10 protein-coding genes and 1 pseudogene are annotated in these 12,437 nt (G+C 55.3%); 2 read left to right on the forward strand and 9 right to left on the reverse strand.

All coding sequences use genetic code 11. From position 1 onward, the window contains the following. The 9 genes and pseudogenes from G442_RS20620 to G442_RS0102855 all read right to left on the reverse strand — a co-directional run. Window positions 1–721, reverse strand: a pseudogene (locus G442_RS20620) (IS5 family transposase); the annotation flags it as partial. A 263-nt stretch (window positions 722–984) separates the two neighbouring features. Next, window positions 985–1,752: a triose-phosphate isomerase gene (locus tag G442_RS0102820; protein WP_026396754.1), complete on the reverse strand. Its 768-nt coding sequence runs from the start codon at window positions 1,750–1,752 to the stop codon at window positions 985–987. 87 nt (window positions 1,753–1,839) lie between these two features. Then, entirely contained in the window at window positions 1,840–3,561 is a 1,722-nt protein-coding gene (locus G442_RS0102825; protein ID WP_026396755.1) for a dihydroxyacetone kinase family protein, read from the reverse strand. Window positions 3,562–3,628: 67 nt separating this feature from the next. Next, on the reverse strand, window positions 3,629–4,645 hold the full coding sequence (locus G442_RS0102830; RefSeq protein ID WP_026396756.1) for an ABC transporter permease: 1,017 nt from the start codon (window positions 4,643–4,645) through the stop codon (window positions 3,629–3,631). Further along, entirely contained in the window at window positions 4,635–6,134 is a 1,500-nt protein-coding gene (locus G442_RS0102835) for a sugar ABC transporter ATP-binding protein (RefSeq protein WP_026396757.1), read from the reverse strand. Before G442_RS0102835 ends, G442_RS0102830 begins: the two co-directional genes overlap by 11 nt. A 25-nt stretch (window positions 6,135–6,159) precedes the next feature. Continuing rightward, window positions 6,160–7,185 (reverse strand): substrate-binding domain-containing protein, encoded by a 1,026-nt coding sequence (locus tag G442_RS0102840; protein WP_246789309.1) that lies wholly within the window; start codon window positions 7,183–7,185, stop codon window positions 6,160–6,162. Further along, window positions 7,145–7,633 (reverse strand): D-erythrulose-4-phosphate isomerase, encoded by a 489-nt coding sequence (gene derI, locus G442_RS0102845; RefSeq protein WP_026396759.1) that lies wholly within the window; start codon window positions 7,631–7,633, stop codon window positions 7,145–7,147. Before derI ends, G442_RS0102840 begins: the two co-directional genes overlap by 41 nt. Before the next feature lie 17 nt (window positions 7,634–7,650). Next, a complete protein-coding gene (locus G442_RS0102850; RefSeq protein ID WP_035376128.1) occupies window positions 7,651–8,499 on the reverse strand; it encodes a DeoR/GlpR family DNA-binding transcription regulator in 849 nt (282 codons plus the stop codon). Between the two features lie 673 nt (window positions 8,500–9,172). Further along, window positions 9,173–10,069 (reverse strand): LysR family transcriptional regulator, encoded by an 897-nt coding sequence (locus G442_RS0102855; RefSeq protein ID WP_026396761.1) that lies wholly within the window; start codon window positions 10,067–10,069, stop codon window positions 9,173–9,175. A 164-nt stretch (window positions 10,070–10,233) separates the two neighbouring features. Here G442_RS0102855 and G442_RS0102860 point away from each other — a divergent pair, with 164 nt between their 5' ends. Together G442_RS0102860 and G442_RS0102865 are read left to right on the forward strand one after the other, a co-directional pair. Further along, complete coding sequence (locus tag G442_RS0102860) at window positions 10,234–11,223, forward strand: aldo/keto reductase (protein ID WP_026396762.1); 990 nt, start codon at window positions 10,234–10,236, stop codon at window positions 11,221–11,223. A gap of 138 nt (window positions 11,224–11,361) precedes the next feature. After that, the gene (locus tag G442_RS0102865) at window positions 11,362–12,345 is read left to right on the forward strand and encodes an aldo/keto reductase (RefSeq protein WP_026396763.1); all 984 of its coding nucleotides are present in this window, start codon (window positions 11,362–11,364) and stop codon (window positions 12,343–12,345) included. The last annotated feature ends 92 nt before the right edge of the window (window positions 12,346–12,437 follow it).

A 12,437-nucleotide genomic window follows, 5' to 3' on the forward strand; every position in this document is an offset into this window, starting at 1 on the left:
AGCGTGGCCGCGTATCTTTCGTAGTCCTTGACCAGCCTGCGACAGCGCGTGGCCCAGGCAAAGGATCGCTCCACGACCCAGCGACGCGGCAGCAGGACAAAGCCTCGCTTGGCTTCTGGCAGCTTGACCACATGCAGGGCAATGCCTTCGGCGGCAGCGGCGTCGGCCGCGACTGCGCCGGTATAGCCCTGATCGACATAGGCGAGTGTGACGTTGTCGCCGGTCGCGTCCTGGATGTCGGCGGCGAGACGTGCCACGGCGGCGCGATCGCCGACATCGGCCGGCGTCACATGAAGAGCGAGCAAGTGCCCGAGCGTGTCCACCGCCATATGCACCTTCGAGCCGCGCTTGCGCTTGGCGCCGTCATAACCGGCACGGGCACCGCTTTCCGGCGTGGAGCGCAGCGTACGGCTATCAATGATCGCGGCCGTGGGTTCTTCCGCCCGTCCGGAGGCGAGGCCAGCAAGGCTCGCAGATCCCGTGCCAGAGCCTCGAAGCAGCCCGACGCCAGCCAGCGCTGCGATTGTTGATACACCGCCGACCACGCTGGGAAGTCGTTCGGCATGGCGCGCCAGGCAATGCCATAACGGATCACGTAACGCAGGGCATGCTCTCGCTGCGGCGCAGCCTCAGTCATCAGAGTGAGATAAGGAACCACCAGCGACCACTCCTCGTCGCTGACGTCAGACGGATACGGCTTGCGAGGCAGAACAGGGCTCATCCAGTTCCATTAGACCCAAGAGAAGCAAAAGTACATAACACTCTCTAGCGATGCTTTCATCGTCGCAAAAACCCCATCACAATCAATTACGCCAACTATTTTTCTACTATAGAAGATACGTTATATCGACGGAAAACTGCCAGAGGCAATTATTTTACCGTTTTCGCCAAGTAAAGTTTACTTAGCGACGTAAATCCATGAGAATGGCCGAGGTCGCACCGCATCGCCGCCGGAACGGCAAAGAAGCCAGTCAAAATAATGGATTACTCCAAAACGTCCGAAACCTGATTAAGTATATCGCAGTATCCGGCAGCATCCCACGCAGACCGCCCGATAAACAACCCGTCGATGTGAGAGCATGAAGCCAGTTCTCTGCAGTTTCTTGGATTTACGGACCCTCCATACAAGCACGGCAATTTTCGTCCCAGGCAATCTTCGGTGACCGACGAAATGTGTTCGTGCCGCGCGTCAGCGTAATCAGGGCTAGCGGGAACGCCATGTTCACCGATAGCCCAGACTGGCTCATATGCCAGCAAAATAGTGGACGCGTCTTTCGCAGCCACATGCCGGAGAGCCCCCCTTACTTCACGCTCGAGGACTGAGTCGGCTCTCCCGCTACTTTTGTCTTCCTCTGTCTCTCCTATGCAGACTAGCGGAATCAAACCATGAGCGACAGCTGCGGCAACTTTCAGTCCGACTGTTTCATCAGTTTCACCGAAATGCGCTCTTCGTTCTGAATGCCCCAACTCGACCAGTTCAAGGCCGCAATCAATTAACATGGGCGGTGATACTTCTCCGGTCCATGCTCCAGAATCTTCCCAATGCATATTCTGCGCTCCCACTTTGACCGGAAGATCGGCAATCATACGCTTGACCTCCCGCACCATAGTGAACGGCGGAATTATAAACCGCTGGATAGCATCGTCATGTGAGGGGCAATGCTTTCGCAATTCATTACAAAAATCTTCCGCTTCAGGAAGAATTTTGTTCATTTTCCAACTGGTCCCGACCCAAAATGGAGGTTTGCTCATAGTCACGCCTTAAAAATTTCGGAGCATGTGGAAGTTCGTATAAATTTAAGAAGAAACTCCCACATAATCACGATAAGATATTTAAATTCAATGTTCTGTTCCATTGGCAAGAAACTCACCAACGACGCGCGCTGCTAACGCAAGAGATAAAGCTCCTGCGTCTGGCAACCCTATACTCCGTTGCACGTGATTACGGGCGCGACCAAGCCGCGGCGTAAGATCCCGCGTTTCGTCGGCCGCTTTTTGAGAGGCCTCCGCTCCTACGCGCCAAGCATCGACGATAGGCCGTCCTGATTTGACCTCTCGATCAAACGTCTCCACGAATGGCGCCAACGAATCGATCAAGGTTTTGTCGCCCGGCTTAGCTCCCCCTAAAGCCATGATGCGTTCCATCGCCAAACGAGCCCCTCTCACAAGCTGCTCCGCCGACGGTGCCGCATCGTCACTCAACGCGGTGCTAAAGGCCCTTAAGCCCTCCCCCCAAAGCGCTCCGGAAGTGCCTCCGGCTCTATCGGCCCAGGCATCCGCCGCCGCGCCGAGCACGGCCCTCGCACCCGCGCCGGCCTTGACAGCGCGCTGGGCCATACGTTCCGCTGCCGCCGAACCCCGCGCCATTCCCTGCCCGTGATCTCCATCCCCGGCCTGCGCGTCGATACGCCCGAGTTCGGCCTCCGCTTGCGCCAAGGCCTGCGACAGCTTCAACAGCGCGCCCGCGACACAACGTCCGCCAATCTCACCGTCGACGGACGTGGCTTTTTCAACCGAAAACGCCACACCCTCGTCGACCGGAAGAGCCAAAAGCGCATCTCCGTCCACTCTTCCCCTGTTGACGGATGGAGTATGCACCTCCGCCCGCCAAAACAGCTCCAACTCATCGTCAAGCCAAGTAAGGGTCAAAGAACAGCCCGCCATCTCCAGACTGGTCGCGTATTCGCCTACAAGCGGCGCCACAACAGTCAGGCCCGCATCAGCGAAGAGAGCCCCTAACGCCTTCCACAAAACGAACAATTCTTCATACTTCGTGCTACCCAGACCATTGAGAAGCACAGCGACTTTCGTCGGCGCGTCGACCGGCGCCTCGTTCATGACGCGCTCAAACAGTAGTTTCGCCAAATGATGAACATCGGGAATGTCCTGCTCGTCGATACCCGGCTCACCGTGCAGGCCTAGCCCCAAGGCCATTCTTCCTTTGGGCACCGCGAAAAGTTTGTCTTTCTCTCCCGGAATCGTGCATCCTCCAAACGCGACGCCGAACGTCCGCGTCCAGTCATTGGCATGTTGGCCAACACGATCCACATCATCGATCAGGAGTCCCGCTTCCGCAGCAGCTCCAGCTATTTTAAAAATAGTCAGATCGCCGGCAATTCCACGTCGCATCGCTCGGTTGGAATCGTCTGCACTCGCAACGTCGTCGGTGGTCGCCAGCACCCGAACATCAATGCCTTCGTCACGAAGTCTCTCGGCCGCGATGCCGAAATTAAGAACATCTCCAGCGTAATTTCCATAACCCAGAATAACGCCGCCCCCCCTGTTGGCGGCCCGGGCTACGTTCATGATGGCCTGCGTAGACGGTGAAGCGAATATATCGCCCGCTACGGAGGCTTCGGCGAACCCTCTACCCACATACCCTACGAACGCCGGGTAGTGACCCGAACCGCCGCCCACCACCAACGCGACTTTTCCGTTGTCGCTCTGCGTGCGACGCACAACCCCTCCCCGCACGGGCTTCACTATATCGTGGTGCGCAAGACAGTAGCCATGAAGAGCCGAAGCGGCGAAATCAGAAGCATCTCCGCAAATCCGTGTCATTGATGCGGTCCTTTATTCTTTATTTTTTCCGAATTGATCTCTTCGTCACGGTGCAAATGGATTCCCATCACGCGCCGCGGTTGAGGTAACGACGCGTCAGGGAATCAAAGGAAATCGCAAGCACGACGATTCCGCCGCTTACGATCGATTGCCAGTATGGAGATATTCCAAAAAGAACGATGATATTTTCGATAATGCCTATAATCATCGCCCCAAGGACAGCTCCAATTGGACTCCCAAGGCCGCCCGTCGTCGCCACGCCACCGATCACAGCAGCGGCTATGGGCGACAGAACCCAGGTATCGCCTATCGAAGGTTGCGCGCTTCCCAACCTCGCCACCATCAGGATACCCGCCACCGCGGATAGAAATCCGGCGGTCACAAAAGCGCCTACGCGGATTGCCGCGACCCGCAGACCCAGCATACGCGCCGCTTCCGCATTGCTGCCGATTGCGTATACATACCGCCCCAACGGCGTACGTTGCATGACAAATCCAACGACAATCAGAATCGCCATCAAAACGACAAAGGGGATAGGCACTCCCGCGATCATGCCACTACCGAGAAATGTGATGTCGTGTGGGATTCCGGTGATTGCAACGCCCTTCGTCGCGACGAGTATCGCGCCGCCGTACACGCCAGCCATACCAATCGTCAGCACAAGCGAGTGGAGCTGAAGCCGAGTCACAAGCAGCCCGTTCAACAAACCACATGCCGCGCCAAGGAACAGGCACAAGATGATCGCAACCCATGGGTTGACTCCATATTGCACCATCAGGACACCGCTGGCGATGCCGCTCAGCCCCCCTATAGCGCCGACAGAGAGATCCAGTTCACCAAGAATCATCAAAATCGCCTGACCGATAGTGATCAGGCCAATAAACGCCAGAGAACGCGCGATGATCATCATATTAAAGCGCGTCAGGAAGTATGGCGAAAGGAAGCATGCGATAGCAAAAATGATGACCAGAGCGGCCATAACGCCGCCAAGAGAATTCCCCGCAAAGCGATCGATCAATGTCTTCAGTAGCTTCTTTTCCGCTGTCGGCGATGCCGTGGCGGTGGCAATGGTCTCATGCGACATGACGACTCTCCTGGACGCCAATGATTGCGCCTACGAGTGTGTTGACGTCGGTGGACGCCTGATCAAACGAGCCGTTGATTCGACGGTCGTACATTGTAACGATACGGCACGCACACCGTTGCAGTTCGGCCATTTCAGAAGAAACCAGAATAATTCCAGCCCCCTCTTCAGCCAGTTCCTGCATTATTTTGTAGATCTGAAATTTTGTTCCTATGTCGATACCTTTCGTTGGCTCATCAAATATGAGAATTTTTGGACGTCTCGCCATCGCACGCCCGATAATTGCTTTTTGCTGATTGCCGCCGGAAAGGAACTTTATACTTTTTTCGACCGACGATGTCCTCACGTCGAAATCGCGAACTATATTTTTGATTCTGTTTTGCTCTTTGCGTCCGGAGATCACTCCACCCCGAGTGAGCTGATCCATTATGGAAGCCCCTATATTTTCCCTTACACTGAGAAGCGGAAAGATTCCGTGGTGCTTTCTTTCTTCGGACAAGTAGACCATACCTGCCGCAACAGCCTTGTCAGTACGGCCCGGTGGAATAGCCGCTCCATCCAGCAGGCACTTTCCATCCGTCGCCCGATAATATCCAAACATAGTTTGCATCAACTCGGAACGTCCTGCACCGACCAGGCCAGCGAATCCTACGATTTCTCCGCGCCTGACGGAGAAATTTGCGTCGGAAAATCCAGGCCCCGCCAATCCTTCTACAGACAGCAGCACTTCTCCTGCTTCCCGCCGTGGCTGGAAGCGTTCTTCAAGGGATATGCTGTTCCCCGACATCAGATGAATAAGGCGGCTTTCCGTCATATCCGTCATGGAGTAGGTCCCGACGCTACGCCCATTTCGCAGCACCGTCACCGTATCTCCCAATTCGAATATTTCTTCCATTTTGTGAGATACAAATACAATCGCAACACCTTCTGCACAAAGTTGACGAATAATGCAGAAAAGATGTTGCGTCTCGTTCGCCGTCAGAGACGACGTTGGTTCATCCAGTATCAATACGCCAAAACTGTCACGCGACGCAGCGCGCGCAATCTGCAGAAGCTGCTGATCCGGCACGCTGATGCCACTCACCGACTGGTCAGCCCGGCAATGCATGCCGAACCGTTCAATAAATTTACCGGCCGCAACTTTCATGGCGCGTCGTGACACCGCGAGACCACCAAAACCCGCACGCCCGAATGGCATGAACATATTTTCTGCGACGGTCATCGACGCAAATAAATTCAACTCTTGCGGCACATACGCTATTTTAGAAAAGAGCGCCCTGTTCGCCAGCGCGTCCTCTCCTTCAATATCTATCGAACCAGCGTCAGGCGTTACAAGACCTGTAATGGTCTTGATCAGCGTAGATTTTCCCGCCCCGTTTTCACCAGCAAGAATATGAATTCTTCCCGGTTCCAACGTCAGATCGACACGATCCAGAGCAACGACGCCTGGGTACTCCTTGCGGATTCCTTCAACCTTCAGAAACGACATTTTCACCTCCGGGCATCGGATAACCTTAGAGAGACTGTTTGGTGATAATGTCTATTCCAGTGTCGATGTTTTTTGGGGTCTTCTGCCCGGCCGCTTTCTGCCACGCCGCAACGACAGCCCAATAGCCCTGCATCTCCGGACGACTTGACGCCGACGACTCAGCGACTCCGTCTTTGATCAATTGAATCATGTCGTTGAGGTTATCGAGCCCGACCTCTTTTACCTTGCCGATCTGGCCGCTCTCTCGAATTGCCTGCCCTACGCCTACTGGTCCTGCAGCGTCGCATGCGACCCACCCAGCCAGGTTGGGATGAGCCTGCATGATCGCCGACGCCTGCTTCTGCGCCGTTTCGATGCTGTCATTGTCGATGCCCGTGGCGACCACTTTTATATCGGGGTATTTCGCGAACACTTTCTGCTCGCACTGCGCACGAATGGAATGATTGGGCGCGGTGGGGACGCCCATCATGATCGCCACTTCCCCTTTTTCTCCTATCAACTTGACCAGCCGTTCAGCCGCTAGCGTGCCCTGTTCGCAAAAATCCGCACCGACGCCGGTCACGTCCATGCCCTGCGGTGGAGGCGAGTCAAACACCGTCAGCCCCACACCCTGGCCGTCAGCTTCTTCCATAGTCGAACGGTTCCCCTTTTCATCAAGAGGATCTAATAAAATTCCATTTGGATGTGTTGCGATCGCTCGTTCGATAATGTCATTTTGCATCGACACGTCAGCGCTTTGCGGCGCACGATACTCCACTGTAATTTGCTGCCCCGTCGCTTTACTCAACATTGTGGCAGCAGACTGCGCACCAGCGTTGACCTTGTCGAACCAGGGGTGAACCGTCTTCGGGATCAACACAAAGCGCATAGGGCCGCTTGTGTCCGCTGCATTCATTGGCGTCGGCGCGACCATGACGCCTGCGGCCAGAATTGCAGAAAGCAGAAAAACATGTTTCATTTTTATTTTTCTTTCGAAACTGTCTTGTCCGGTCATTTTCAATACAGGTTTATTAGCAGGCCAACTTATCCTCACGCCCCGTCCGACCGCCATATTTTCTTCCCAACGCGTCAACGCCAGCTACGTTTTTGGCGGACGCGCTTTTTGGGTCAAAACTCTTCATAATCCAGGCGTCAGCAATCACTTTAGCCAACTCCGCGCCGATGACACGCGCTCCCATCGTGATGATATGCGCGTCGTTTGAAAGCGCTGCGCGTTCCGCCGAGTAGGTATCATGCGTCTGCGCCGCGCGTATTCCTGGAATTTTGTTCGCCGACATGCAGACGCCAATACCTGTGCCGCAACATAAAATACCGCGGTCGAATTCACCGTCGATGATAGAGAGACACACACGCTCGCTTAGTTCGGAATACAGCTCCTTGTCACCGCTGCGTGGGTGGGACATATCAACGACCGTCAAACCCTCTTTCTGAGACAAATGCTCGTAAAGAACCTGAGCCAGTCCTTCGCCTGCGCTGTCGCCTCCGACCACAATACGCATCTTTCCACTCCTTCTGTTTATTCCTCAGCGACCTGCAAGACCTCCGCCTGATTTGCTCCACGTTCATGGCGCAACGAAGCAACTTGCAAGTTGACTCCGGCATCTTCCAGACGCGACCTCGTGTCGGGCGCAATTCCGGCGTCCGTTATGACGATGTCAAACGCAGTCAGAACCGCCAGTCGGTTCAGAGCGCTGACGTCAAATTTCATACTGTCGACAAGCAGAACTCGCCGATCGACGATCTCCATCATGGCCAGTTTCGCCTTGATGACTTCCTGCTCCTGATGATACGCCGCCGTGCCATGAATTGCCGACACAGACATGAACAATGTGTTCGCCCTCAGCGCAGATACCGACAATTCGCAAAGATTTCCAAAGAAAGCATCGAATGTCGGTCGATATTGTCCCCCCAGCGAGATTAGCTCGATTCCGCGGGCGGATGAGAGACGCGCTCCCGTTCCCAGACTGTTGGTTATGACAATCAGCGGCGCCTTTTGGACCAGATAATCGCTCAGTATTGCAGCGGTCGATGAGTCGTCGAGCACCACTATATCGCCCGCCGACACCAGCCGGGACGCTACATTCGCGATGGCGCGCTTCTCATGGGTGGCGCGCCGGGAACGGTGCAAAATGCTGGTTTCCACACTGCCTGTGGACAGCGTGGTCACGCCGCCATGCACTTTTCGCAGCAAACCTTCGGCCGCCAAGGCTTGCACGTCACGATGCACCGTCATGCGGCTGGTCGCGAAATGTTCGGCCAACTCATCAATCTGCGCATTACCGTTTGCAGTAACGTATTGCAGCAACGCCTGACGTCGCGCCGTCACCGCTCCTGATACTCCGCCTGTATCGACTGAACGCGCCATAAATCACGCTCTCCCTTTTGTGCCGCCTCATGTCTGATAGCATCAGGTCTCCCGCCGCGCAGCGGCCAGGACGCCTGGAGGGAGAGCGTCTCGTCTTCTGCACGAACGAGTTCACCCAACCGGCACAACATCACATAAAGAACATCAATGTCACAGTAAAGTGGTATTTTTTATGTTATAATGATACAAATATCACATCGCTGTGTGAGTGGCTTCACAAGCCGCCGCCCAACGCGTCAGCGCGATTTGGTTTTATCCACCTACCCACTCTCGAAGACGGGCGCGCAATCGCTACGACCGATCGGCGTCAAAACGGGCGAAAGTTAAGCCTCGTCTCGAACCGAGAAAGCGCCCCCCAGTACGTTAGCGCGCGCCTCTGGTCCAAAAGCTTGCGGCTCCGCCGAAAGATCTTGAACGCGGTCTCATCAATAACCACGACCACAAGCGCCGACCGTCGGCGGCCAGCACTTCGAGATCCGCGCCTCTGTGGCGTCAAAAAATTGCCAACAACTTTGCGGGCGAAGACACAGTTTCACGACAAAAGAAAACGATGCCCATTATTAAAGAAAACACCTTGAAAATAATATGCATATTTCGTATTTATTGAAATAAATTTAAGTATATAATGATTAATTTAGAATAATTTATAATCAATACTTAGATGCACAAAACTCTATAGCCCGCGATAACGCAACGCCTCAATGAGCAGATTAAAAGCCGGTGATGTCTGACGGCGGCTGGGATAATAGAGATGATAACCGGAGAATGGCGGACACCAATCCTCCAGAACACGCACCAATCGGCCCTCGTCAATCAAAGTGTCGAACTGATCCTCCGGCAGGCACGCCAGCCCCAAACCATTGAGCGCCGCGTCAATAATCATTGGAACGTCGTTGCAGACGAACTGCCCGTCCACGCGCACATTCAGGGCGCGCCCATCCTTTTCGAGTTCCCAGGCGTAAAGACCGCCGTACGTGGGCAAGCGGATATTAATGCAATTGTGTGCGGTCAGATCATGGGGAGTCTGAGGTTTAGGATTTACCGCAAAATACCCAGGTGAACCCGCAACCATCATACGCAAGTCGGGGCCAATTTTAACGGCCACCATGTCCTTTTCGACTTGCTCGCCCAACCGGACGCCAGCGTCGTATCTCTCCGCAACGAGATCGACTAACCTCTGATCGACGGTGAGTTCGATCCTGATCTCTGGATAATCAAGCATCAACCGCTTCGCCGCGGGCATCAGAATAGTTTGGGCGGCATGCCTGCTGGTCGTAACCCGAATCAAGCCCGCCGGTCTTTGCCGTAGCGCACTGATCGCGTTCATCTTCGCCACTATACCATTAAACGCAGGCCGCAGGGTCTCTGCAAGCTGCTCTCCAGCTTCGGTAGGCGCGACATTACGGGTGGTTCGGGTCAGAAGCCTTACCCCCATCCGCTCTTCCAGACGCCGTACAGTATGGCTGAGCGAAGACTGCGACGTCGCCAGCCGCGCGGCTGCGCGCGTGAAGCTCCGCTCTTCAGCAACAATCAAAAACGCCATTAAGTCGCCGAGTTCGTCGCGTTTCATATATGAACCTGAAATATAACTTCATGCGAAACTTAGCATCTAATTCATAGGCGACGCGAGCGCTATGTAAGGCGCTCAGGTAACGCTGCGACCGTGTTGCGGCGCACGGGAAGCGATCGCCCCCCCGAAGACCTCCCGACCCGGTCGACTGAAAGGAATGATCAATGCTGAAACGACGCCTTGGAGCTCGCGGCCCCGAAGTATCCGCATTGGGCTATGGCTGCATGGGCCTCGACTTTGGCTACGCGACCAGAGTCACGAAAGCTGAGGGCGTGACGCTAATCCGTCAGGCGGTGGATCGTGGCGTCAGCTTCTTCGATACAGCCGAAGTCTACGGCCCGTTCACCAATGAAGAGATGGTCGGAGAAGCGCTGCGTCCGGTGCGTGACCAGGTGGCTATCGCCACGAAGTTCGGGTTCAATTTCGTCGACGGCAAGCAGTCCGGGTTGAACAGCCGCCCCGAAAACATCAAAGCCGCCGCCGACGCTTCGCTCAAGCGGCTTGGCGTCGAGCAGATCGACCTTCTCTATCAGCATCGCGTCGATCCAAATGTGCCTATCGAGGACGTTGCTGGCGCAGTCAAGGACTTGATCGCTGAGGGCAAGGTGAAGCACTTCGGGATGTCCGAACCCAGCGCTGCGACCGCGCGGCGCGCTCATGCCGTGCAACCACTCACAGCTCTCCAGAACGAATACTCGCTGTGGACCCGTGGCGTCGAGACCAACGGCATCCTTGATCTTTGCGAGGAGCTGGGGATTGGCCTCGTTCCCTACAGCCCTCTCGGCAAAGGGTTCCTGACCGGCGCGATGGACAAGGACACCAGAATTGGCGAAGGCGATTTCCGAGCGATCATTCCTCGGTTCACCCCCGAAGCTATGGATAAAAACCAGGCGCTGGTCGACCTGCTGAAAGAGATCGCCTGGGAGAAGAACGCCTCGCCCGCCCAAATTGCGCTCGCATGGCTGCTCGCGCGCAAGCCATGGATCGTGCCGATCCCCGGCACCACCAAACTACACCGGCTTGAAGAGAACCTCGGAGCTGCAAGTGTTGATCTAACTCCAGACGATCTCGAAAAAATCGAAACGGCTGCGTCTGCAATTCAGATAGAAGGTGAGCGTTACCCCGCACAAATTATGGCGATGACCGGCCTCTAAAACCTCAATAAGTCGTAACACCAGCCAGGCGCCGGAAGTCACAACGATGCAATGTCTTCCGTTCGCCCCCCCCCTCACGAGAGCAGACTGCAGCTCTTTACTTACCCCCGGAAACGAGCGGAATCTAAAAGGTGATTTATGCAATACACGCGACTTGGTAATTCGGGCCTCAAGGTAAGCCGACTCACACTTGGCTGCATGAGCTTCGGCACAGGCGGCTTCTCGGGTTCATGGTCATTGAGCGAAGAGGACGCACAACCCATTTTCCGACAGGCGCTTGATCTGGGAATAACTTTCTGGGACACCGCCAATGTTTACGGTCAGGGCACCTCGGAAGAAATCGTCGGACGAGCGATTGCGAACCTCGCACGCCGTGATGATATCGTTCTTGCAACCAAACTGAATTTTCCGATGCACGACGGTCCCGGCGGGTCCGGTTTGTCGCGCAAGGCGGTGATGGAGCAGATCGACGCTTCCCTGAAACGACTGGGGACTGACTATATCGACCTGTATCAGATCCATCGTTTTGATCCGAACGCGCCGGTCGAGGAAACAATGGAGGCCCTGCACGACGTCGTGAAGGCTGGAAAAGTCCGTTATATCGGCGCTTCATCAATGTGGGCATGGCAGTTTTCTAAAATGCAGTATATCGCAGCCCTGAACGGCTGGACGCGATTTGTCTCCATGCAACACCAGTACAATCTGGTGCAGCGAGAGGAGGAGCGTGAGATGTTTGGCGTGCTCGCCGATCTGGGCGTCGGATCGTTGCCGTGGAGCCCTCTGGCCGCAGGCCTCGTCACGCGACCCTGGGGAGACAAAAGCACCACGCGGGGAGCAAACAATCCAACCGAGGACAGGTCTGGCCGCCCATTGTTCCTACAGAGTGACAAGCCCATCATCGACGCCGTCGAAAAAATCGCTGCTACACATGGTGTCTCGATGGCCACTGCGGCGATGGCATGGGTATTCAATAATCCTCTTGTCACTTCGCCGATTATCGGCGCGACGCGACCAAAGCATCTCGCCGACGCCGTCGCGGCGCTCGATATCAAACTCAGCCCCGAGGAAGTCGCTTCTCTGGAACAGCCTTACGCCCCGCGACTTCCGACCTATTTCGATTGATATTCTTCGTTTTTTCACGATCAAAAATCATTAGTTTATAGGATCGGGCGACACTCCCTAATTCACAGGCCGTAGCCGCGTCAGTCGTCCCC

This window comes from Acetobacter nitrogenifigens DSM 23921 = NBRC 105050, assembly GCF_000429165.1.
In the GTDB taxonomy this organism is placed as follows: Bacteria; Pseudomonadota; Alphaproteobacteria; order Acetobacterales; family Acetobacteraceae; genus Acetobacter; species Acetobacter nitrogenifigens.

What these genes read in the sequence shown, in the direction of transcription:
- G442_RS0102820 (WP_026396754.1), bottom strand. Translation starts at nt 1,752, where the DNA reads ATGAGCAAACCTCCATTTTGGGTCGGGACCAGTTGGAAAATGAACAAA.
- derI (WP_026396759.1), bottom strand. Translation starts at nt 7,633, where the DNA reads ATGCGTATTGTGGTCGGAGGCGACAGCGCAGGCGAAGGACTGGCTCAG.
- G442_RS0102825 (WP_026396755.1), bottom strand. Translation starts at nt 3,561, where the DNA reads ATGACACGGATTTGCGGAGATGCTTCTGATTTCGCCGCTTCGGCTCTT.
- G442_RS0102860 (WP_026396762.1), top strand. Translation starts at nt 10,234, where the DNA reads ATGCTGAAACGACGCCTTGGAGCTCGCGGCCCCGAAGTATCCGCATTG.
- G442_RS0102865 (WP_026396763.1), top strand. Translation starts at nt 11,362, where the DNA reads ATGCAATACACGCGACTTGGTAATTCGGGCCTCAAGGTAAGCCGACTC.
- G442_RS0102850 (WP_035376128.1), bottom strand. Translation starts at nt 8,499, where the DNA reads ATGGCGCGTTCAGTCGATACAGGCGGAGTATCAGGAGCGGTGACGGCG.
- G442_RS0102855 (WP_026396761.1), bottom strand. Translation starts at nt 10,069, where the DNA reads ATGAAACGCGACGAACTCGGCGACTTAATGGCGTTTTTGATTGTTGCT.
- G442_RS0102835 (WP_026396757.1), bottom strand. Translation starts at nt 6,134, where the DNA reads ATGTCGTTTCTGAAGGTTGAAGGAATCCGCAAGGAGTACCCAGGCGTC.
- G442_RS0102830 (WP_026396756.1), bottom strand. Translation starts at nt 4,645, where the DNA reads ATGTCGCATGAGACCATTGCCACCGCCACGGCATCGCCGACAGCGGAA.
- G442_RS0102840 (WP_246789309.1), bottom strand. Translation starts at nt 7,185, where the DNA reads ATGGCGGTCGGACGGGGCGTGAGGATAAGTTGGCCTGCTAATAAACCT.